This window comes from Thermodesulfobium narugense DSM 14796 (assembly GCF_000212395.1).
Lineage (GTDB): Bacteria > Thermodesulfobiota > Thermodesulfobiia > Thermodesulfobiales > Thermodesulfobiaceae > Thermodesulfobium > Thermodesulfobium narugense.
Genome location: NC_015499.1, coordinates 99,831 through 121,700, shown reverse-complemented (window position 1 = coordinate 121,700; position 21,870 = coordinate 99,831). Strand labels below are relative to the sequence as shown.

Annotated in this window: 20 protein-coding genes and 3 tRNA genes; 7 read left to right on the top strand and 16 right to left on the bottom strand. The window is 36.1% G+C overall.

Annotated features, from left to right (window positions below; all coding sequences use genetic code 11):
* Window positions 1-54 precede the first annotated feature (54 nt).
* The 5 genes from THENA_RS00580 (at window position 55) to tsaA (ending at window position 2,501) form a co-directional block, all read left to right on the top strand.
* Window positions 55-1,440, top strand: coding sequence for an ISNCY family transposase (locus THENA_RS00580; RefSeq protein WP_154645285.1), 1,386 nt, complete (start codon window positions 55-57; stop codon window positions 1,438-1,440).
* Between the two features lie 94 nt (window positions 1,441-1,534).
* Window positions 1,535-1,610: transfer RNA gene (locus THENA_RS00575), tRNA-Phe, on the top strand.
* A gap of 6 nt (window positions 1,611-1,616) precedes the next feature.
* Window positions 1,617-1,690: transfer RNA gene (locus tag THENA_RS00570), tRNA-Gln, on the top strand.
* 10 nt (window positions 1,691-1,700) lie between these two features.
* Window positions 1,701-1,776, top strand: a tRNA-Glu gene (locus THENA_RS00565).
* A gap of 17 nt (window positions 1,777-1,793) precedes the next feature.
* Window positions 1,794-2,501, top strand: coding sequence for a tRNA (N6-threonylcarbamoyladenosine(37)-N6)-methyltransferase TrmO (gene tsaA / locus THENA_RS09780; protein WP_013755493.1), 708 nt, complete (start codon window positions 1,794-1,796; stop codon window positions 2,499-2,501).
* A 3-nt stretch (window positions 2,502-2,504) separates the two neighbouring features.
* On the opposite strand, the gene THENA_RS00555 is transcribed toward tsaA, so the two are convergent.
* Window positions 2,505-3,479, bottom strand: a complete 975-nt coding sequence (locus tag THENA_RS00555; protein WP_013755492.1) for a permease — start codon at window positions 3,477-3,479, stop codon at window positions 2,505-2,507.
* Between the two features lie 8 nt (window positions 3,480-3,487).
* Entirely contained in the window at window positions 3,488-3,745 is a 258-nt protein-coding gene (locus THENA_RS00550; RefSeq protein ID WP_013755491.1) for a thioredoxin family protein, read from the bottom strand.
* An 85-nt stretch (window positions 3,746-3,830) separates the two neighbouring features.
* Between THENA_RS00550 and THENA_RS09855 the strand changes: the two genes are divergently transcribed.
* Window positions 3,831-4,013 (top strand): hypothetical protein, encoded by a 183-nt coding sequence (locus THENA_RS09855; protein WP_154645284.1) that lies wholly within the window; start codon window positions 3,831-3,833, stop codon window positions 4,011-4,013.
* A gap of 71 nt (window positions 4,014-4,084) precedes the next feature.
* Here the strand turns inward: THENA_RS09855 and THENA_RS00540 are convergent, their stop codons facing one another.
* The 8 genes from THENA_RS00540 to THENA_RS00505 all read right to left on the bottom strand — a co-directional run bounded on the left by THENA_RS00540 (window position 4,085) and on the right by THENA_RS00505 (window position 12,523).
* Window positions 4,085-5,845 (bottom strand): AMP-binding protein, encoded by a 1,761-nt coding sequence (locus tag THENA_RS00540; RefSeq protein WP_013755489.1) that lies wholly within the window; start codon window positions 5,843-5,845, stop codon window positions 4,085-4,087.
* A 129-nt stretch (window positions 5,846-5,974) separates the two neighbouring features.
* A complete protein-coding gene (locus tag THENA_RS00535) occupies window positions 5,975-6,250 on the bottom strand; it encodes a ferredoxin family protein (RefSeq protein ID WP_013755488.1) in 276 nt (91 codons plus the stop codon).
* Window positions 6,247-7,548 carry an FAD-dependent oxidoreductase gene (locus THENA_RS00530; RefSeq protein WP_013755487.1) on the bottom strand — a complete coding sequence of 434 codons (1,302 nt, stop codon included), beginning with the start codon at window positions 7,546-7,548 and terminating at the stop codon, window positions 6,247-6,249. Before THENA_RS00530 ends, THENA_RS00535 begins: the two co-directional genes overlap by 4 nt.
* Window positions 7,545-8,576, bottom strand: a complete 1,032-nt coding sequence (locus tag THENA_RS00525; protein ID WP_013755486.1) for an electron transfer flavoprotein subunit alpha/FixB family protein — start codon at window positions 8,574-8,576, stop codon at window positions 7,545-7,547. The genes THENA_RS00530 and THENA_RS00525 overlap by 4 nt, the downstream gene beginning before the upstream one ends.
* Before the next feature lie 11 nt (window positions 8,577-8,587).
* Window positions 8,588-9,403, bottom strand: a complete 816-nt coding sequence (locus THENA_RS00520; RefSeq protein ID WP_013755485.1) for an electron transfer flavoprotein subunit beta/FixA family protein — start codon at window positions 9,401-9,403, stop codon at window positions 8,588-8,590.
* 281 nt (window positions 9,404-9,684) lie between these two features.
* Entirely contained in the window at window positions 9,685-10,440 is a 756-nt protein-coding gene (locus tag THENA_RS00515; protein WP_013755483.1) for a class I SAM-dependent methyltransferase, read from the bottom strand.
* Window positions 10,441-10,552: 112 nt separating this feature from the next.
* A complete protein-coding gene (locus THENA_RS00510; protein WP_013755482.1) occupies window positions 10,553-11,671 on the bottom strand; it encodes a linear amide C-N hydrolase in 1,119 nt (372 codons plus the stop codon).
* A gap of 123 nt (window positions 11,672-11,794) precedes the next feature.
* Window positions 11,795-12,523: a Rossmann-like domain-containing protein gene (locus THENA_RS00505; protein WP_013755481.1), complete on the bottom strand. Its 729-nt coding sequence runs from the start codon at window positions 12,521-12,523 to the stop codon at window positions 11,795-11,797.
* A 128-nt stretch (window positions 12,524-12,651) separates the two neighbouring features.
* On the opposite strand from THENA_RS00505, the gene THENA_RS10220 reads away from it, so the two are divergent.
* A complete protein-coding gene (locus tag THENA_RS10220) occupies window positions 12,652-12,825 on the top strand; it encodes a ferredoxin (protein WP_013755480.1) in 174 nt (57 codons plus the stop codon).
* A gap of 11 nt (window positions 12,826-12,836) precedes the next feature.
* Here the strand turns inward: THENA_RS10220 and THENA_RS00495 are convergent, their stop codons facing one another.
* Genes THENA_RS00495 through THENA_RS00470 form a run of 6 tightly spaced genes read right to left on the bottom strand, consistent with a single transcriptional unit; the run spans window position 12,837 to window position 21,538 of the window.
* Window positions 12,837-14,009: an FprA family A-type flavoprotein gene (locus tag THENA_RS00495; RefSeq protein WP_013755479.1), complete on the bottom strand. Its 1,173-nt coding sequence runs from the start codon at window positions 14,007-14,009 to the stop codon at window positions 12,837-12,839.
* A gap of 18 nt (window positions 14,010-14,027) precedes the next feature.
* Window positions 14,028-14,717 (bottom strand): respiratory nitrate reductase subunit gamma, encoded by a 690-nt coding sequence (gene narI / locus THENA_RS00490; RefSeq protein ID WP_013755478.1) that lies wholly within the window; start codon window positions 14,715-14,717, stop codon window positions 14,028-14,030.
* Window positions 14,704-15,213, bottom strand: a complete 510-nt coding sequence (narJ, locus tag THENA_RS00485; RefSeq protein WP_013755477.1) for a nitrate reductase molybdenum cofactor assembly chaperone — start codon at window positions 15,211-15,213, stop codon at window positions 14,704-14,706. Before narJ ends, narI begins: the two co-directional genes overlap by 14 nt.
* A gap of 6 nt (window positions 15,214-15,219) precedes the next feature.
* Window positions 15,220-16,521, bottom strand: coding sequence for an MFS transporter (locus THENA_RS00480; protein WP_013755476.1), 1,302 nt, complete (start codon window positions 16,519-16,521; stop codon window positions 15,220-15,222).
* A 2-nt stretch (window positions 16,522-16,523) separates the two neighbouring features.
* Window positions 16,524-17,960 carry a nitrate reductase subunit beta gene (narH, locus tag THENA_RS00475; RefSeq protein WP_013755475.1) on the bottom strand — a complete coding sequence of 479 codons (1,437 nt, stop codon included), beginning with the start codon at window positions 17,958-17,960 and terminating at the stop codon, window positions 16,524-16,526.
* A complete protein-coding gene (locus THENA_RS00470) occupies window positions 17,957-21,538 on the bottom strand; it encodes a nitrate reductase subunit alpha (RefSeq protein ID WP_013755474.1) in 3,582 nt (1,193 codons plus the stop codon). The genes narH and THENA_RS00470 overlap by 4 nt, the downstream gene beginning before the upstream one ends.
* Window positions 21,539-21,870 lie beyond the last annotated feature (332 nt).

Here is a 21,870-nt window from a genome sequence, read left to right as displayed (position 1 = left end):
CTGTTAACGGACAGTGATATTGTCACCCCTTAAGAAGACAGTAATAATGTCACTATGATGGGAGAGATATTTTTGAGTGTTAAGGAATCACGCAGAGTTTTTGTAATTGAACAAGCAATTGAAGGCAATATCACTAATAGACAGGCAGCTGAAGTTTTAGGCTTAAGTAAACGTCAAATTATTCGTTTGAAGGAGAGGGTGAAAACAGAAGGCGTTACTGGTCTGGTTCACAAAAATAGAGGCAGAGAATCAAAACAGAGAATACCTAAAGAAACTAGAGAAAGGATTGTTAAATTAGCTCAGGATAGTCTTCACAATGCCAGTTGTCAGCAAATAGCTGAAATACTTGAAGAGTTTTATAACATAGATGTTTCATCCAAGACAGTAAATCGTATCTTAAAGAAAAATAATATTCCATTAAGTCATACGCACAGGTCATCTAAGCTTAAGAGGTCACGTAAACGTTTACCTCAGGAAGGTCTACTTTCTCAAATAGACGCCAGTCCTTTTGAATGGCTTGAAGATAGAGGACCAATGCTTTCTTTGCACGGTTCTATTGATGATGCTACTAGTAAGGTTCAGGGATTACATTTTGAACTTCATGAATGTCTTTTTGGTTACTTAAAACTTATTCAACAAGTAGCACAGAACTTTGGAATACCTAAAAGCATATACAGTGATCGTCATACCATTTTCTTTTCACCTAAAGAGGATAAGTTATCAATTTCAGAAGAATTATCTGGGCAAACTGTTCCCTTAACTCAGTTTGGCAGAGCTATTTCAGAATTAGGGATTAGACATATACCCGCTCGTTCTCCACAGGCCAAAGGACGTATTGAACGTCTTTGGGGCACATTACAAAAGAGACTAACAATTGAACTGCGTATGGCAGGTATATCTACTATTGAAGCAGCAAATGAATTTCTACCAGACTTTATTAAAAGGTTTAATCAAAGGTTCGCTGTTGTTCCAGATAACCCCAAGTTAACTTATAGCCCTTGCCCTTCATTAGACAAACTAGAAGAGATTCTATCATGGCATCAAGAACGCAAGGCATCTCACGGCTCTTATATATCTTACCTGGGTCATATTTATCAATTAGTAGATTCTAATGGCAAGGTAATACCTTTAACTCCTAAAAGTACAGTAAAAGTTCTAACTCATCTAGATGGATCATTCAGCGCATTATACGCTGATAAATATTACTTACTACAAGAATTACTCATACCACCTAAAGAAAAAGTAAAGAATGGCTCTAAAAACACTTCAACCAAAAAACCTTATATACCTGCTGCAGACCACCCCTGGCGTCATATGGTTATCAACAAGTTTAAAAGACCTAATTCAAATTCTAATTCAAGTTCTAATTCAAATTCAAATAGCAATGACAATTCATCATTAGTTGATGAAAGAGGGGTGACAAAATCAGTGTCTCATTAATTTACTTTTGTAGTGACAAAATCAGTGTCCCTTGACATTTCTCCTAAAAGGACTTGCATTTTAAATTAAAATAATGTATAAATATATAAGATTTGCCGAGGTAGCTCAGTAGGTAGAGCAGAGGACTGAAAATCCTCGTGTCGCTGGTTCGATTCCGGCCCTCGGCACCACTTCATTGGGGAATCGTCTAACGGTAGGACGCATGGCTCTGGACCATGTAGTGGTGGTTCGAATCCATCTTCCCCAGCCAGTTAGTTTATGGCCCTATCGTCTAGTGGACCAGGACGCCGGGTTCTCAGCTCGGTAACTGGGGTTCGAATCCCCATAGGGCTACCATTTTTTTAGGGGGAAAGATGAGCGACTCTTTTAAAGCAATTGGCAAGGTAGTATCAAACATAAAAAGAGGCATGAGGATACCTGTAAATGGTTACAGCGGCGAAATACATATATTTAAAGATTTCGAAGATGGATTAGTAGGCATTGAAAACAATTCTTTTTTGGTGATTGCTGCTCTCTTTGGATCCCCTTCAAACAAACCTCTTATGGTTTATCCAAGAGGAGATTTCAGCCTTGAACTGACCGGCGTTTTTTCTTTAAGAAGCCCTGTCAGGCCAAATCCTATTGCGTTAGATACTGTAGAACTTATAAAAAGAGAACGAAATATACTAAAGGTTTCAGGTTTAGACTTCTATGACGATACGCCAATACTCGATATAAAATCATATTCTCCTTTTAATGAAATCATCCTTAGCGCCACACAAGAAAAGAGCTTTATTTTTGCAAAGTTAAACGTTGACGAAAGAAAAGAACTTTTAACAGGATTCGTAAAAAAATCTCTGGGCGATATCTCCCAGGACTCAATTGAAGCAATAAACTTTTTTCTTGAACTCATAAACAAAAATGTAGTAATAAGAAGCAAAAAGACAAAATATAAAGTTAGGGGCAGTTTGAAATTCCTCGAAACAGTGGTACTCATTAGTGGAGCAACAATTCATTCAGGAAGGCTTGAATATGAACTTGATAAAAATAACTCATTAGAAATCATTCCCCCACCACCTTAGTCCTTATGGTATAAGGAAATTAAAAAGATATCCTGTAAATATTATTGATAGCGTTACTATTCCAAGAAATATAGCGATAAGCGGCGGTTTTATAACCTGTCTTAAAAGTATTGTCTCAGGAAGAGATACAGCCGTTACAGACATCATAAAAGCTAGAGCTGTACCAATAGGAACACCAAGTCTAATTAACTCTGAAACAACAGGTATCATGCCAGCAGCATTAGAGTAAAGCGGAATTCCTACCAAAACGGCTACCAGAACCGCAAAAGGATTATTCGGTCCTGCAATCTGAGCCAAAAATCCTGTAGGTGCCCATCCGTGCATTCCAGATGCCATGCCTATACCTATAATCACCCAAATTCCTATTTTCTTTATAAGATTAATAGTATAGTTAAAAGATTCCTTTACCCTCTCTTTAAAAGTTATTTTGACATCCTCTACTTCTAAATCTACCTCTGTCGAGACATTCTCATAAACATATCCTTCAATATATTTTTCAAGTTTCAGAGCTCCTATTATAATGCCGCCAAAAAAAGCAATAACTTCTCCTGAAAGGATGTATATACCAGCTATTTCCCAGCCAAATAAACCATACAAAAGAACTAGCGCTACCTCATTAACTGTTGGAGCAGCTATTAGATATGTAAAAGTAACGCCTAGTGGTACTCCAGCTTCAACAAACCCGATAAACAGCGGTACTGCTGAGCAAGAGCAAAAGGGTGTTATTATACCCACAAGATCAGCTAAAAGGTGGGCAAAGTAAACGTTTTTGCCCTTTTTTACAAGAATAGATCTAACCTTTTCTGGAGTCAAATAACTTCTTATATAAGTTATTATGAATATAATAACCAGAAGCAGAAAAAATATTTTGGAAGTATCTTCGATAAAAAAGTGTATAGCGTTAGTAAGATGACGTCCCTTTTCAAGATGCAGAAGGTTATATGCTACATAATCGGCAAACCAGGTAAATATTTGCATAAATTTATTTAACCCTTATTTTTATTTAACATTTCGTTAAATAATGTTTTCAATATGTCTTCAGGTGAAGGAACTTTACCCTTAAGAATTACTTTTTCGTCCACCACAAGAACTGGAGTAGTCATAACTTTGTATTTCATTATTTCTTTTACGTCTTCAACCTTATAAATAGTTGCTGGAATCTGCCCCATTTCAATAGCCTTTTTCGTGTTGTCATATAGCTTCTTGCAATTCGGACATCCTGTGCCTAAAACCTTTATGGTCACCTTTCAACCTCCTAAACATATATTATTAATTATGTATATTATAATTATATAATAAATTTAGTCAAGTATTTTATATAATTTCTGCTTGACTTTTTCATACAAAAGATCAGGAGGTGCTGTAGAGTTGGTAGTGAGGAACAATGAAGTAAAAATAGTTACTTTAAGTTCTGACTTAGAAGGCAACTTTGGCAAAATTTTTCCGAATAAGAGGCCTGAAGAATTTAATATCATAAGATCGCTTACAGAAGAACAAATAGCTAAAGAATAGATTTGTAAGGTCTAAAAACTTTTAAGGCGAACGTTATATTTTATTATATTTTTTAATTAATTAATTAAATCCTATACACTACTCTTTAATTCTTCCAAGAAATCCTTCTCTCTATATTCGTGTTCAGCCTTAACCTTCTTCTTTTTTACTTTTTGATCATATTCTCTAAGGTCCTTTCTTATTATCTTTGCACTCACTGTTTTCGGAAATGAATCCAAGAATTCTATAAAGCGAGGCCTTTTATAAGGAGCCATATGTTTTCTGATAAATTTAAACAATTCAAGAGCCATTTCGCGAGAAGGAATGTAGTCAGGTTTTAAAACTATAAAAGCTTTTGGAACTACCATCTCCCTCTCATCTGTAGTAGGTACCACTGCAACTTCAAGAACCGCATGATGCTCCATAATTTCGCTCTCAACCTCAAAGGGGCTGATTCTATAATCAAGACTCTTAAATACATCATCAGTTCTTCCAACAAAATAAAAATATCCATCTTTATCCATATAAGCTGTATCGCCTGAAAGATAGTAACCGCCCTTAAAAACTGAGTCATTTTTGGCTGAATCATTATATGCATTTAAAATTCCAAGAGGCTTAATAGGATAGATGTTGACTCCTATCTGCCCATCTTCGCCTTCATTTTTAAGATCTAGCTGATTGCTCAAAATGCTCAAATTATATCCTGGAGCAGTTTTGCCCATTGAACCTTTTTTAGTATGCTCCCCCTTAAAGTTTCCAACCATAATAGTGCTTTCAGTTTGGCCATAGCCCTCTCTTAAATTAAGGTTTATGTTTTCTTTAACTTTTTTTATAATTTCAGGATTAAGAGGTTCGCCAGCACTAACAATCTCCCTTAAAGAAAACTTGTAACTTTTTAGATCTTCGATTAAAAAGAGTTTCCAGACGCTAAGAGGAGCACAAAGCGTAGTAATTTTATACTTTTCTATCTTAGACAAAATATTTTTTGGGTTAAATCTGCCCTTATATCTATAGATAAAAGACGTAGCCTGAGCGTTCCAGGGGACAAAAACGCTACTCCACGCATGTTTTGCCCAGCCGGGAGCACTTATATTGTAATGAATATCTCCTTTTGTACAACCTACCCAGTAAAGAGTTGTTAGATGGCCAACTGGATAGTTGTGATTGTGAATAACTAGCTTTGGCTTTGCAGTAGTTCCTGAAGTAAAGAAGGAGTACATCTCGTCAGTCGAATACGTAATAAAAGAAGGAGAGTATTCTTCTTTGAAATTGTCAACTTCAAGGTAATTTATCCAAATAGGAGATTTCCCCTTACTATTATTAAAAACTGAGTTTGAATAATTCCCTACATTGATAACAGCACTTAGATATTTGTTCGCAACGCCCTCAATTTTAGAAAGCTTTGAAAGAATTTCACTGTCTATAAAGATGAACTTTATGTTAGCAGTCTCTATCCTTTCTGCAACATCCTCAGCAGGAAGCATAGTAGCAGCAGGAATTATAACCCCTCCTGCTTTCATTATTCCAAGAAGAATCTCAAATAAAGAAACAGAATTTTCCATCATTACCATAACCCTGTCTCTTTTTTGCAGTCCAATTTCTTTCAAAAAATTTGCTACCTGGTTAGATCTCTTCCTCAAAAAGTCGTAGCTTGCAAAGATTTCTCTCCCATCGTCGTCCACAAATAATAAAGCAGTGTCGTTATTATTTGATGCAATGAAGTCAAAATAATCTAACGCCCAATTAAATTTCGTCAAATGAGGCCATTTAAATTCTTTTTTACATTTTTCATAATCTGGATAAGATAAAATAAAATCTCTAAGTTTTAGAAACTCTTCTAGTTCTCTTTTCATAAATTGTCCCTCTCCTAAAATAATTGTCAGAATATTCTGTTATTATAACATAAAAAAATAAAACCCACACTTCAGTTATTATCTAAAAAAAATCTAATAAGATTTATTTTTATAACTATTTATAAAACTCTAACCAAACTTGTACTGTACGCCAAATCCCCCTCTTGGATATCTCCAGGTAATATAGCTACAAACGATTCTACAAGTACCACATTCGACACATGCATCGTAGTTAATAGAGAGCTTTTCCTCTTCATCGTCATAGGAATAAACTCCTGCCGGGCAAACATATGTACAGGGTCTTCCCTGGCATCTCTTACATTCATTTGGATCGCTTATTCCCAGGTGGCTTTCTTCTTCATCTATATTGTAACCTATCAAATAAAGCTTATCCTCAATTCTCATCTTAAGTTCCTCCAAACACTAAATATGTCTTTTATAATGCTAAAGTATCCAATTTCTTTTTTTGCTTTATTTAAAATTAACTTTATTTTCTCTGATTTTGGAACTCTATCTACATTGTATATTTCATACATAGCATCTATCAAAAATTTCGGATACTTTGAAATAAGGTATTTTTTTTCTTCTAATAATTTTGGCAAATTTTTATACGTTTTTAAATCTTTCAATACAAAAGATTCTTCAAGCCTTTTCTGATAAGCACTCAACGCCCTTTGCGAAAAATCCCCTTTCTTTCTTGCCTCAATATATGTTTTTGCAGCAAGTTTTCCGGATTCAATTGCGAGATTTGCTCCTTCTCTGTGGATGCTGTTTACCAGCATAGCTGCATCTCCTACAACCATAAAGCCATCGTGATACAATTTCGGCATTGAATAATATCCACCTTCTGGGATCATGTGAGCCATATACTCTTTAGTTTCGCCACCACTAACTAAGGGTTTTATTGCAGGATGACTTTTTAAAGTTTCGAGCAAATCGTTAGGATTCATCTTAAGCCTTACCAAATCTTCTATAACTGCTCCTATACCTACAGACAAAGAGTTCCTATTAGTATAAACAAATCCCATTGCTCTCATTTCGTTAAAATAGGGACCAGTTATCTCTATAGTAACTCCCTCAGAAGAGTTTGAAACTCCAAATCTATCGTTTATAACTTTATCTGGTAACTCTATAACTTCTTTTACGCCAAGAGCAACGTTATTTGCATTAATCTTCTTTCTCAGACCAAGAGATTTTGGCAAAAAGGAATTCACCCCTTCGGCCGAAATCACAACATCACAATAAAGATCTCCATTTGGTCTATCAGTTCTTACACCAACTACTTTTCCCCTTTTCAAAATTAGCTCTCTTACTACCGTCTCATTTATTATCATCGCAGAGGCATCTGACACCTTTTTTGCAAACCACTTATCAAATTTTGCCCTGAACACACTAAAACAATTGTATGGCTCAACGTTATACCTCTCGCTCTTTAACCCTGCAGAAAACATTGAATCATCCGACAAAAACCAGACTTTTTGCTCAATTATATGTCTTTCTAGCGGTGCTTCTTTATAAAAATCAGGTATCAAGTCATCTAAGGAACTCCTATAAAATATACCACCCATGACGTTTTTGGAACCTGGAAAAATACCACGTTCTATAATAGCAACGTTTATTCCCTCTTTAGCTAAAACATAACCAGCAGCAAGTCCTGCAGGTCCTGCCCCTACTATTATTACGTCAAAATCATTCTTTCTCATCTTTTTGAACCTCCAGCTTTTAGCTTATTACCAAAAAATTGAGTTAGCCTTGGTAAAATCTCTATAGCGTCTCCAACAATTCCATAAGTTGCTATGTCAAATATTGGGGCTTGAGGATCTTTATTGATGGCAATAATAATTTCAGAAGATTTCATCCCAGCCAGATGTTGAATAGCACCAGATATCCCTGCAGCAATATAAATCTTTGGGTGAACAGTTTGGCCAGTTTGCCCTACCTGCCTTGAATATGGAGCCCATCCCATCTGAACTACCTTTCTTGATACAGCCCATGTACCACCCAAAGTTCTCGCTAGATCTTCTAGAAGTTTTATATTTTCCTTTTTCCCTATACCCCTGCCCCCTGCCACTATTACGTCGTAAAAGCTCAAATTAACTTTATCGGAATCGCTCTTAACTTTTTCTAAGATTTTTTTTGGTATTTTATCCTCTAAGAGTTCAAATTCTTCCCTAATCTTTTCTATATTATTTATCGGATTTTTCGTTGCCTGAAAAACCCCCGGCCTTACTGTGGACATCTGAGGCCTGTTGTCAGGACAATATATTACAGCCATAAGGTTTCCACCAAAGGTAGGACGGGTCATTAATAAATTTTTTGCATCTGATTCAAAATCTATATCTAACGCTGTAGTATCAGCAGTTAACCCTGTATCAAGTTTTGTTGCAAGCGGTGCTGCTATATCTCTGCCAAGGGTGGTAGCCCCTATTAATATTATCTCAGGCTTATATTTTTCAATCAGATAAAGAAGACTATCTCTATAGGGCTCCGTTCTATACTCTTTAAGCACAGGACTTTCAATAAAATAAAATTTCTCGGCACCATATTCAGCCAATCTTTCAGAAAAAATTTCAACGTTATCGCCTACAGTGAAGGCACAAATTTTACACCCTATATCCTTCGCCAATTGGCGACCTTTCGTTAGTAACTCTAAAGAAACGTGTTCAATTTTTCCACTATCATGTTCTATAAAAACCCATACATCTTTATATTCGCTAATATTATGAGTCATGACGCAGTCTCCTATATTCTACCCATTTGTTTTAAAACAGGTTCTAATTTCTCAAATAAAACTCTTGCCAAATCGTCAATGCTTGCTTCAATAGTTTCCCCTCTCTCCCTCTTAGAAGGGACAAAAACTCTCTTTACTTTTGTAGGAGAGCTTTTTAAACCACACTTTGTTGGATCAATTTTCACATTATTTGAGTTAAGCACGTGTATCTCTGACTTTGCAGCCCTAATTAAATCTGGGAGAGGAGAAAATCTAAGGGTATTTAACTCTTTTTCTGTAGTAATCATACACGGCATAGAAACCTGAAGAGTTTCAAAACCTCCCTCTATTAGTCTCTGAGCTATTACATAACCCTTCTCAGGATTTACTTCTATTATCTTTATAGCACATGTCACAAGCGGTATATTAAAGCGAGTTGCCAAACCAGGACCAGTTTGAGCAGTATCACCGTCAATAGCCTGCTTCCCAGCCCAGAATATATTGACTGGTCCATTTTCTTCTATAATCTTTTGTGCTCCAACCCATAAAGCGTAACTTGTAGCCCAGGTATCAGATCCTGCAAAAACCCTATCACAAAGAAGATATGCCTTATCTGCTCCCATGGAGAGGGCCTTCCTTAGAGCCTCTTCAGCCATTGGTGGGCCCATACTTAAAACCGAAACTATTCCCCCAAATTTATCTTTTACTTGAACAGCTGCCTCAATGGCGTGAGCGTCATAAGGATTGATTATTGCAGGAACACCTTCTCTAATCAAAGTGCCTGTATGATAGTCCACTCTAACTTGAGCTGCATCTGGAACTTGTTTGATAAAAACTAAAGAGTGCACATAAACCTCCTTTAGATAAAAATTACTTAAAAAACTATTAAAATTTAACAACTTAAAAAACACTAAAAAACTTTTGAATTTTATCTTAACTTTATATTTTCAATCCACTCTTCTGTATCTAAAACCTTACTAAATCTTATTGCCTGAGTAATTAAAATTGCTCTGTATTTGCGAAACTATCAGGAAAATTTTTCTCAATTATATATTTATATTTTCTCTCTCTTACTTCTTGAACGTCGATAACCAACAGAACTCTCTTCATTTTCCCTCCTAAATAAAGTCTATATTTTTACAGCTTTGACCCTTAGTCGCACATAGTCTACAACCCAATTCCCATCTATAAATAAAGTAGGCCTAAGGATTTCTTCAATAGATTTATATGCTTCTTCTTTCTCATCAAGAGATAATTTTTCAAAAAATACTCCAAAAAATATATCAAGCCAATCCCTTAAGCCTTTCTCTTTTCCTTTGAGTCTGGTTGGTCTATCAAATAGATATGCTTCTATTGTCTTAAAGCCTTGATTTTCAAGCAATGAAGCATACTCTTCAACAGAAGGATAAAACCAAGGGTTAAGTTTGGCAGCATCAATTTCATATCTCGACAACACTTTACAAATTGCTTTTATTACACTATCTACATTGCCCCTGCCCCCAAATTCGGCCACAAACCTGCCGCCTCCTTTTAAAGCAAGATAAATTGATTCAATTGCTAAAGAAGCTTTTTTTACCCAGTGAAGAACAGCATTAGAAAAGACTGCATCAACAGGATCTTTTAATCGAAAACTTTCAGCAAAATCTACGAAAAATTTTATTTCAGGATATTTTTTGCGTGCTCTTTCAATCATGGTAGTGGAACAATCTACCCCAATAGGAATAGCTCCTAACCTATATATTTCATAAGTTAAGTCACCAGTTCCACAACCAAGATCTAAGATGATCTCACCTGACATTGGGGACAATAGTTTGAGTACTTCTTTCCCAAATTCACTAACAAAGTGCACTTTATTATCATAATTTTCTGGATCCCACGTGTTCAAAAAATAATCTTGCCCCTTAGTTATTTATAATTTTATAGTAAATAATATATTTATTAATTTTGTCAATATGACTTGACATACAAAATATTATATAACATAAAATAAATTTTATTCAACGATTGTCGTTTGAAATAGAATTAAATAAAAAAAACAAAAATTTATGCTTTTTGTTCGGCAAAGAATTTGCCCCCGTTTTAAAATAGTCTGTAACGTTGCCTACAAGCACATCGTTTATATCAAGAGGTTTTATTTTTTGAGGCTTTGAGAAATCAATATCAGAAATTTTTATGAATTTTTTGGCATCCTTGGTTCTCGAATACCAATAAATTATTTTCTTTGTTAGATCGTATCCCACTGTCCACTGGGTAATCCCCTCATAAGGTAACTCAGATAAGTCATTTTGAGCAGTTGCTCTCATAATCTTGAATGCATCACAAATAGAATCTTTATGATACTTTTTCAAATCGTTATATAAAATTGCTGCCTCTACAAACCTGTTCTCGCTATTTGCTTCAGCATCTTTTGGCAAGACTAATTCTCCTCCAAAGCCTTTATATTTCTTTAAGTTATCTAAACTTAACTGATAAAAATTGTTTGTTAGGATATCAAATTCAGGATTTTTATGGATTATAACCTTGCTATCGGGCAATATATCTACTATTGCAACATTACCTGAGCTATCAGCCATAATATAGTGCAGGTTAACTGACATATCAGCATAGTTAAAGTTAATTATCTGAACATTTTTGATAGCTTTTAATGCATCATTTACATCTGCACAGTTATCAAGAAGATATTCTACCAATTTCCAATTGTTTATAGAAGCCTTTTTAAAGTCTATATTACTTGAAGTCTTTCCATCGTTATCATCAAGCCACAACGAGGAGACCCAAAAGCCCTTCTCGTTTATTCCATCTACAGGAATACTTATCTGACCGTACAAAAGACTGGTTTCAACAACGTCAAAAGTTATACTGCCATATTTTGAAACCCATTGAACGCTGTTAAAGTCATCATCATCGTTGTCCTGTAAAAAATCTGCTTCCTTTTTAACCCCTCTATCGTGTCTCACCACAAAAGCCTGGCCATTAGTCCAATCAAAATTTCTTGCTGCAATTATGTCTTTCCCATGCAAAACAACTGCTGTACAGGCAAATGTAATAGAACCTGTATATAACACCACGCAAAGAATTAGAATTATTACAAATACATTTCTTGAGTTACCAGGCAACTTTTTCTCTCCAAAATTTTAAATTAAATACGATCATAGCTAAATTTAAGTAACAAAATTTCCAATAATATGATTATATTATAATATAAATCGATAAATTTATAAAGATGTAGTTAAAAGAATTTAGCTACTCTGAAAACAAAGCCTTTTAAAGCCGAATTCATAAGCAAGAGCGGCACATGTAGTCCCAAAGAAAATAACCTCTTTGCCTGAACTATACCCAATTAGTTCATCAATAGAACCATTTACTAAGGTTGAACCCGTCATAAAAACCACATCGCTTTTCTTTATTATCTCTTTATTTAACTTATATGACTCGATTAAAATTCCATTTTTAAATTTGTCAATGTTTTCTGGGTCCATATCGGTCACTCTTATATCAAAGTGTTTCGAAAGGGTCGATACAAAAGCTGGCTGATATCCAACAACAGCAATTTTTAAATTTTTAAAGTTGTCTTTGAAATGCTCTAATGTCCTCTTAGCACAAAGCTCTGGTCCTTCATCTTTACAGTGAATAGTGTTATTTAAGAGTCCTAAAAATCTATAGGTAGCATTAATAGCTGCAACAATTAATGCTCTATTTTGTTCTTGCGACTCGTTTAATCTACTTATCTCTTCAAGATGCCCAACGTACTTAGATGGAGTTGAAGTAAACGCTTGACCAATTGACTCCTTTATTTTAGCTTGAATTAAAAATTCTTTTCCCTTTAACAAGGGAAAATCGTCTCTTTGTGGCTCTCCAATTGCCTCCTTTGGAGTAAGTCCTCTAATCTCTACGTTTATGTTCTCTCTTTGAAGATTCATATCAACTACCCTTTTCCACCACTTCTTTTTTAAAGATTTAAGAAGCACATTTTTCATCCTTTCAAATAGAAATAATTTTTTTTGTTAGAATTTAAATAAAAATTTCTTATTTGTAAGATTTATAAACATATTATAAGCTTTATCAATGTCTTAAAGCTTTAGAAGGAGTGAAAAAAATGAAAGCACATGTGAATGAAACCTTGTGTATTGGTTGTGGAACCTGTGAAGCGATTTGTCCTGATGTATTCAAACTTGAAGGCGCTGTAGCAAAAGTCATCTCCGAAACCTGTAATGATTGTTGCCAAAGCGCCAAAGAATCCTGCCCAGTTGAGGCTATATGGTTAGAGTAAGAAAGTGAGGGTTACAAGTTTTTGTGTAGCTCATGTATTTGATTAGCCAAATCGTCTATCTTTTTTAGATCTTCATCGTTTGGCATCCCCTTTATGAGAACTGGGTTTATTATGTGAGGTTTCAGGGGTGAAAGTACATTAGAAATAATATCCACTACCTTTGAACCCCAACCGTATGAGCCTATCAAACCAAAATATTTTGTTTTTGGTTTAAGAGCAGCTACTAAATAAGCAGCATAAACAGCTGCAGGATGAGGGCCAAGCAATATTGTAGGAGTAGCTAAAACAATAGTCGCAGCATCAACCATATGAGTAGCTATTTCTCCCACATCAGTTTTTGTTAAACTAAACTGCATTACTTCAATGTTAAGATCTATTAAGCACTGGACGAGTCTTTCGACCAATATTTTAGTACTTCCATGCATAGAAACGTATGGTATCAAAACAAGATTCTTTACTCTGTCAGATATCCAATCTTCGGTAGCACTTATTATAAATCTTGGATCTTGATAAACTGGACCGTGACTTGGAGCAATAATTTTTGGAGCAAGATCCTTTACAACTTCAATGTTCTTTTTGATATTGTTTCTAAATGGCATCATTACTTCTGAGTAATATCTCTTTGCAGCCAGATATACAAGTGATTCATCAGTCACATAAAGCTCGCTGGTTGCGATGTGCGAACCAAGAAAATCGCATGTAAAAAGTATCTTTTCTTCTTCCAGAAGGGTTATCATAGTCTCTGGCCAGTGCACCCATGGGGTTATCTTAAATTGCAGGGTTTTTGAGCCAAGTTCAAGCTTGTCGCCATCCTTTACCACCAAAAATCTATCGCCATCTATATGTAACAAATCAATTAGAAAGTCTTTACATCTGGAATTGGTTACAACCATGGCATCAGGATTGAGATTCAATACGTCACCAATTGAACCGCTATGATCTTGCTCAGCGTGATTCGAGATTACATAATCCACTCTCACGTTTAGTCTCTTGAGATCGTTTATTAGTTCATACGTTTTCGTAGGATCTGTGCTATCAATAAGAGCACATTTTTCGCTGCCTCTTACAAGGTATGCGTTATAGGTAGTCCCGTATGGCAAAGAAATAAGCTCATCAAAGATCCTTCTGTCCCAATCAATAGACCTCAAAGACCAAACGCCTTCTGAAATCTTCTTAATAGACATTTTTAACCTCCTGATTTATCAAAATTTTTTTACTATTATCTGAGTCTTTCTAACTAAATAAATTGGCAGAGCAAAACCACTAAATATATGTACAAGTCTACTAAATGGCAGTATAAGAAACAAAGTGAAGCCTAAAAACATATGGACTCTATAAATCACAGGAATCATATTTAAATAGTTTATTGCCTGAAATCTAAAGGTTAAGAGATTTTTTACATACTGAGATAGGTACAGCAAAAGATGTCCATCTCTCTCAAATAGAAAAGAATAAATTACGCACATCATACCTACACACAGAGTAAAAAATATCCACAATAGAACGAAGATATCCATCGAAGTTGATGTCGCTAAAACTAATTTATTAGTAAGCCTTCTAAATATTAGTAACAAAACTCCAATAATTGTTATAGCTCCAAAAACAGAACCAAAAGCTATCTCTATCATCTGATGAACGCCGCTTGATAGTCCTACAAACTGAAAAACTCTCTCAGGAGTCAAAAGGCCAAATAGGTGCCCCAAAAACAACGCCAGGATGCCAAAGTGAAATAGGTTGCTTCCTAACTTTAATATTTTGTCCTCAAAGATCTCGCTTGAAGCTGTTTTCCAATTATAGGGCCTGTAAAAAAATCTAAATATGCTCACAGATACAAATATGCTCAAAACGACATAAGGATAAAATAAAAAAATAAGATAATCAAAATAACTCATCTAACGCCTCCTTATCTAAAAATATCTCAAACAAACTGCAATATGGGCTTTTCGATTTCAAAAGGCTTGAATATAGACTCTGGAAAGCCAATTCATATTTGCTCAAAAGTTCTAAAGCAGTTCCTTTTTCTATATGGGAGAGATATTCAATGAATAGAGGAATGTAGTCAGGCAATTCATTATTTTTTAAACTAAAACCAATTTCATTGTAAAGAGATTTTATATTAATCAATTCAATACCCTTTTGAGAGTTGTTTAAGAGCATGTGATCTAACATACAAAGAGAATTTTGAGGTGTGAGGTCAAAGGTATCTACATAATATTCCTGCAAATCCAGGGTGGGTTTACCTCTATAATAAGCTATAAAGTCTTTGAGATATTTGTATAAATTTAGACTCTTTGCATTAGATTCAAATTTTTCGATCTCTAATCTATAGTTATCATCTGGATATCTCAAGAGAAAAGAAAGTACCTTCATAAATTCTGAAAAATTCATAATATTTTACTCTTTAGCCATATTCTTTAAAACAATATCGATACCGATCGAGAAAATTGCGAGCAAAAGAAAGACCAAAAACCCTTCTCTATAACCCTCGGAACCATTCCTTGCAACAAAGGCCCCGAGTAAAGGTGGTATTACAAAGCCGCCAAATGCTCCCAATCCGCCGACCCATCCAGAAGCACCTCCTACAGCGTTTGAGACCATTTTTGGAACTAATTTGAACACAGCAGCATTGTTCACCCCCATACCTATCGCCATAATGAGCATGGACAATACACAAAAATCAAAATTTCTAATAAACAATATTCCAAAAGAGCCCACCGCCATAAGAACGAGCGAAATTATAGATGTATTTATGCCACCAATCTTGTCTGCAATAACTCCGCCGAATATCCTTATAACAGAGGTAAGTATTGAATACGTTGCAGTTAATGACCCTGCTACAAAGAGGCTTACTTTAAAGTACTGGGTCCAATAAGTAGGAAACCAAGCTGTCAAGGCCATAAACCCGCCGAATGTGGTAAAATAAAGAGCTACAAGCAACCAGGTTCTTAAAGTTTTTGCAGACAACTTCAAACTGTCTATCAAACTTTTAGCAGGACAAAGCTCCTGACCACAGCTTTTTGCAAATTCCATTGCTTTTTCTCTGCTGTGTCCCATTTTTAGCATCTGAAAGTAATATGAATCTTTTCCAGTTATAAAGTAAAGTATTGTACCAATTATCAAGAATCCAAGCCATATAAAATATGAATTGATTATCCCGAGATTTACAAGGCTAATTGGCAGCAAAAATGAAAATATTCCAGGGGCAAGATTCCCTAACCCCGCATAAGTTCCAAGTGCAAAGCCTTGCCTTTTTTGTGGAAACCAATACGAGACTTGAGATATGCCTACAGAAAAAGTTGCAATTCCACAGCCGCTTAACAATCCAAAGAACAAGATCAGATAATAAAGTAAAGTCTTATTTTGACTGGCGTATAAGGGATTTTTAAAAATAAGGTAAACAAGCCCAGACAGACCGATGAGCCCAAATATTGCAATAATCATCAAGGTCAAAAAAGGCTTTCTCCCTCCAGCAGAGTCAACCCAGGCAGAAAACGGTATCCTAAGAATTGACCCTGAAAGAGCCGGCATTGCAACTAAAAAGCCAAGCATTTGAGGAGAAAGTTCAAGAATATCCTTAAACTTTATAGCCGTAGGTCCAAAGAGCGAAACAGCCGCAAATCCAAAGAAAAATCCAAGCGTCGCTCCAAATAAGCCCTGGTTGGGTGAGCCCCTAACTGACAAGTTTTCTTCTGTCATTTTTATCCTCCAAAATCATTTTTTGGAAATCCTACGATACCCTTTTTCACATAGTTATCATCGTAGTTTTCCTTATGAAGAGTCGGTATAACAAATCTATCAGAGTAATCAGCAATGGCAAGAAGCTTATACAAATACTCTGCCTGGCTAACAGTAAGATTGGATCTCTCGAGAAAACCTTCATTGCAATCCTTATAGAGAATCTTATTTCTGTTATATATCCTTATTGCCAGTAATTTATTCAATGCTTCAAGTATTGGGCCTTCATCCCCTGCGGTTAACATATTTGCTAAAAATTTTGCAGGGATTCTTAACTTCGAGACATCGGGCAAAACGTCTTCATCCGATTCTGAGATTAGTCCTGACTGTATGGGTGAAAGGGGTGGGATATAATAAACCATTGGCAGAGTCCTAAACTCTGGGTGAAGGGGGAAGGCTATTTGAAATTCCTTAATCATTTTATAAACGGGAGAAATTTTTGCAGCGTCTAAAAAGTTTTCTGGCACACCATCCTCTATAGCCTTTGAAATTACTTCTTCATCGTTTGGATCGAGTATTATCGAGAGCTGGCTTCTATAGAGTTCTTTTTCATCGCAGCTTGCAGCTTCTTTTATTCTATCCCTATCGTACAATAAAACGCCGATGTATCTAATTCGCCCCACACAACTCTCAGAACATACAGTAGGCTTTCCTACTTCCAAACGTGGAAAACATAGTATACACTTCTCAGATTTTCCGCTCTTGTAGTTATAGTAAATCTTTTTATAGGGGCAGGCGCTAACACACATTCTAAATCCCCTGCATTTATTTTGATCAATAAGCACTATGCCATCTTCATCTCTTTTATATATTGCACCAGATGGGCAGGAAGCAACGCAAGCAGGGTTAAGACAGTGTTCGCAAAGCCTTGGCAAATAAATCATAAATGTGTTCTCAAACGATGAATACAAGGACGAATCAATATCCTTAAAGTTATAGTCTTTCGATCTGCTTTCAAAGGTAGTACCAAGGTCATCTTCCCAATTAACTCCCCACTTTATTTCGATCTCTTTATGGGTAATAGCTGATATAGGCTTCAGAGTTGGGAAGATATCTTCTTCGGAATTCTTAAGATAAGAATAATCAAATGTGAAGGGCTCTGAATAATCTTCGATTGTAGGAAGGTTTGGGTTAAAGAATATATTTAACAATGTATTTAGCTTTGATCCAGATTTTAATTTAAGATTTTGCCCCGAAAGCTCCCAGCCTCCTTTGTATCTTTCTTGATTTTCCCAATTTTTTGGAAATCCAATGCCTGGCTTTGTTTCAACATTGTTAAACCATGCATATTCTAAACCAGATCTTTGTGTCCAGACGTTCTTACAAGTGACAGAACAAGCATGGCATCCAATACACTTGTCAAGGTTTAGCACCATTACAAACTGCGTCTTTACCTTCATAGAATATCACCCCCTCTTTCTTTCTGAGTCCAGATAACCTTATTTAGTTTTCTCACAATCACGAAGTCATCTCTATTAGAGCCAATCGTGCCATAGTAATTAAAGAAATAGGAGAGCTGAGCATATCCACCAATCATATGCAAAGGATTTAACAATATTTTTGTCAAGCTGTTATGCACGCCACCCCTGACTGATGTTCTCTCCGAGATAGGATTGTTTATAATCTTGTCTTGAGCGTGATACATAATTACCATTCCACTTGGTATACGCTGTGAGAGGACAGCTCTAGCTATGACAGTTCCATTTCTGTTGTACAAGGTTACCCAATCGTTATCTTCTACTCCAATTGATTTTGCATCAGCCTCGCTCAACCATACGTGAGGCCCACCCCTTGAAAGATTTTGCATTATCTGAAGATCGATAAAGGTAGTATGAATACCAAATTTTTGATGTGCAGTGCAAAACTTTAACGTTATGGTTTTCTCATCAAGTTTGAACTTGTCGGTAGAGAAAATATTTACCGGAGCTTTATATATTGCAAAATTTTCGCCAAAGTCTCTCATCCAACTGTGATCCTGGTAGATCTCTATCCTGCCAGAAAGGGTACGCCATGGAATTAACTCGTGAACGTTTAAATAGTTTGCACTATAGGGAATCTCTTTTGACTCAATCCCGCTCCAGCAAGGGGAGGTAATAGTTCTCCTTGGTTGGATCTGAAGGTCTCTAAATCTTAAAGAATAGCTCTTCGGTGGCAAAATTTTTGAGTGATCTCTCCCGGTCTTTTTCGAAATGTTTTCCCACGCCTTAAACGAAATGCTTGAATTTGTCTCAGGGCTAAGGAGCATTATTGCTTCACAAACGCTTCTTGCTGATGAGATATCAATTGAACCGTTATTTTCTGAATTAATAGATTTTAAGTCATTTAACTCTTCGTTGCAAAACCAGGACACCCCCTTTGCACCAATTCCTAACTTTTCGACAAGAGGTCCAATGGACGTATACTGTTTATAAACATTGGGATAATCTCTCTCTACCTGGGTAATAGCCGGAAATGTCTTGCCCGGCAAGATATCACATTCGCCCAATTTCCAATCTCTTACCTCAGTTGGCTGACCTAACTCAGATGGCGTATCGTGCAAAAGTGGCGAAAGAACTGTATCGATTCTTTTCCCCAAATTGTCCTTGGCGAGTTCAGAAAACTTCTTTGCGATTGCCTTGAAGATCTCATAGTCAGTTTTGGACTCCCACAAGGGGTCGACAGCCTGCGAAAATGGGTGAATAAACGGGTGCATATCAGTAGTGCTTATATCTTCTTTCTCATACCAGGTAGCTGAGGGCAACACAATATCGGAAAACAGGCAAGTAGTGCTCATTCTGAAGTCCATAGTAACCAAAAGATCCAGCTTGCCAATAACTGGTTCTCTTACTTTTACCTCTTTAAGATCGCTTAAGTCTAACTCCTCTTCTATCAGCCCAGACTTCGCACCTAAGAGATATTTTATAAAATACTCGTGCCCCTTTGAACTTGCGCCCATTATGTTCGATCTCCAAACAAACATATTTCTTGGGTAGTTTTTCTCATCTTCTGGGTCTTGATAGGAAAATAGAATATTTTCCTTTTTAATCTCATCAGTTATATATTCCGATATGTTCATTTCCTTTGCCTTTGCAAGATCCGACATATCCAGAGGATTTACGTTCAAATAAGGTGCAGCCGGAAGCCAGCCAAGTCTTATAGACTTTACATTTAAGTCTAATGGATGAGAGCTATATAGATCCTTTTTGGCGATAGGAGATAGCAAATCATCAACCTTCAAGGTTTCATATCTATACTGATCAGTGTGGACATAGAAAAAGGAGGTCGAGTTTACATGTCTTGGGGGTCTATACCAGTCAATCGCAAATGCAAAGGTTGACCAGCCTGCAAGCGGCCTGACTTTCTCTTGTCCCACATAGTGGGCCCAACCACCTCCAGATTGCCCAATGCAACCACACATTGTAAGTAGATTTATAGCTGCTCTATAGATAGTATCAGTATAGTAATAGTGGTTAACTCCTGCGCCTATTATTATCATTGACTTTCCTTTTGTGAGAAGTGCATTCTCTGCAAATTCGCGAGCAATCTTTATTACACTTTCTTTCTTTATGCCCGTTATCTTCTCCTGCCATGCTGGGGTATAGCAATTAAGATCACTATAATTCTTTGCAACGTTTTCATCGTCTAATCCCCTATCGACCCCATAGTGAGCCACAAGCAAGTCAAATACTGTTGAAACATAAAGATCTTTAGAGCCAACAGTTATCTTTTTTGCAGGAACTTTCCTTGCAATTACTTCTTTTGTCTCGCCAAAATACGGGTACAAAACTTTTGCGTCAATATCTCTAAAATCAATCAAGCTAAGTTCTGAATTTATTTCTTTGCCAGTTGCTGAATCTTTTGGTTCAAGGTTCCATTTTCCATTGTCCTGATACCTAAAGCCTATACTTCCATTTGGTGCACATATGCCAATCTCTTTGTCAAATACTACAGTTTTCCATTCATCAAATTTTTCTTCACTGCCAAGATCACTCAATCTAAGAAACCTTCCAGGTTGAAAAAAATTACCATTCTTTTCAAGTATTACCAGGCAGGGCATGTCTGAAAATTGCTTGCAATAAGACTCAAAGTAATCGCTTCTTCTGTTAATAAAAAATTCTTTTAATACAACATGCCCCATAGCCATTCCCAAAGCGGCATCGGTTCCAGGTTTTGGGTTGAGCCAAACGTCTGCAAATTTACACGCTTCATTGAAATCGGGGGATATAACTACAGTCTTTGTCCCCTTATACCTGGTTTCTGTAAAAAAGTGTGCATCAGGCCTTCTGGTCTGCGGCACGTTTGAACCCCACAAAACAAGATAGGTAGAATTATACCAATCCGCAGACTCTGGAACGTCTGTCTGATCGCCAAACATCTGAGGAGAGGATGGGGGCAGATCGCAATACCAGTCATAAAAACTTAATATTGCTCCACCTATCAAAGAAAGATATCTAGTACCCGATGCATAGCTAACCATAGACTTAGCAGGGATAGGACTAAAGCCGACAACCCTATCTGGTCCATATTTTTTTATGGTATATATGTTTGCTGCAGCAATTATCTCAGCCGCTTCATCAAAAGAAATTCTTATAAAAGAGCCGCAACCCCTCTTTTTTTTATATAGAGAAGAGCTTTTTACAACCTCTCCCCATGCATTTACAGGATCAAGATCCTTTCTCTTTTCTTTGTACAGTTCATATAGAGGCCTTCTTATCATTGGATACTTTATCCTGTGAGGGCTGTATTCATACCAGGAATAGCTGGCTCCACAGGGACATCCTCTGGGCTCGTATTCAGGGAGGCCATCCTGGGTAGATGGATAATCGTTTTTCTGAATTTCATAGGTGATGATTCCCTCTTTTACAAAAATCTGCCAGCTGCAGGAACCGGTACAGTTTACTCCATGCGTAGATCTGACTACTTTGTCATAAGAAAATCTTTTTCTGTAACCACCCTCAGATAAACACGAATCTTTTTTCTCTTCTATCCAATCATCCAATTCATACCCCACCTTTTTAAAAGATTTTTTACTAACAAAGATTTTTGTTCCATTGTAAAGGATTAAACCTTAAAAAATAATTGATTTAGATCAAGAAAGTAGTATTTGTAATATAAGTAGTAATGATATTAATTGAGACATAATAATACTGAATTATATATTTTTTTAAGGAGTTCTACAATGCAAGCAGAAAGAAGGGTTCTAATTCTTTAAGATTTGATCAGTCTTAATTTTCTTTAAAATTCTAAAAGCCTTGAAAAAGGATCTTTATAAATAAATTGTGAAATTTCACCAAATTATGGTATATTGCTTTAAACTAATCAATGAGGGTA

Coding starts and splice junctions, on each gene's coding strand:
- THENA_RS00580 (WP_154645285.1), top strand. CDS start 55: ATGATGGGAGAGATATTTTTGAGTGTTAAGGAATCACGCAGAGTTTTT.
- tsaA (WP_013755493.1), top strand. CDS start 1,794: ATGAGCGACTCTTTTAAAGCAATTGGCAAGGTAGTATCAAACATAAAA.
- THENA_RS00555 (WP_013755492.1), bottom strand. CDS start 3,479: ATGCAAATATTTACCTGGTTTGCCGATTATGTAGCATATAACCTTCTG.
- THENA_RS00540 (WP_013755489.1), bottom strand. CDS start 5,845: ATGAAAAGAGAACTAGAAGAGTTTCTAAAACTTAGAGATTTTATTTTA.
- THENA_RS00535 (WP_013755488.1), bottom strand. CDS start 6,250: ATGAGAATTGAGGATAAGCTTTATTTGATAGGTTACAATATAGATGAA.
- THENA_RS00530 (WP_013755487.1), bottom strand. CDS start 7,548: ATGAGAAAGAATGATTTTGACGTAATAATAGTAGGGGCAGGACCTGCA.
- THENA_RS00525 (WP_013755486.1), bottom strand. CDS start 8,576: ATGACTCATAATATTAGCGAATATAAAGATGTATGGGTTTTTATAGAA.
- THENA_RS10220 (WP_013755480.1), top strand. CDS start 12,652: ATGAAAGCACATGTGAATGAAACCTTGTGTATTGGTTGTGGAACCTGT.
- THENA_RS00495 (WP_013755479.1), bottom strand. CDS start 14,009: ATGTCTATTAAGAAGATTTCAGAAGGCGTTTGGTCTTTGAGGTCTATT.
- narI (WP_013755478.1), bottom strand. CDS start 14,717: ATGAGTTATTTTGATTATCTTATTTTTTTATTTTATCCTTATGTCGTT.
- narJ (WP_013755477.1), bottom strand. CDS start 15,213: ATGAATTTTTCAGAATTTATGAAGGTACTTTCTTTTCTCTTGAGATAT.
- THENA_RS00480 (WP_013755476.1), bottom strand. CDS start 16,521: ATGACAGAAGAAAACTTGTCAGTTAGGGGCTCACCCAACCAGGGCTTA.
- narH (WP_013755475.1), bottom strand. CDS start 17,960: ATGAAGGTAAAGACGCAGTTTGTAATGGTGCTAAACCTTGACAAGTGT.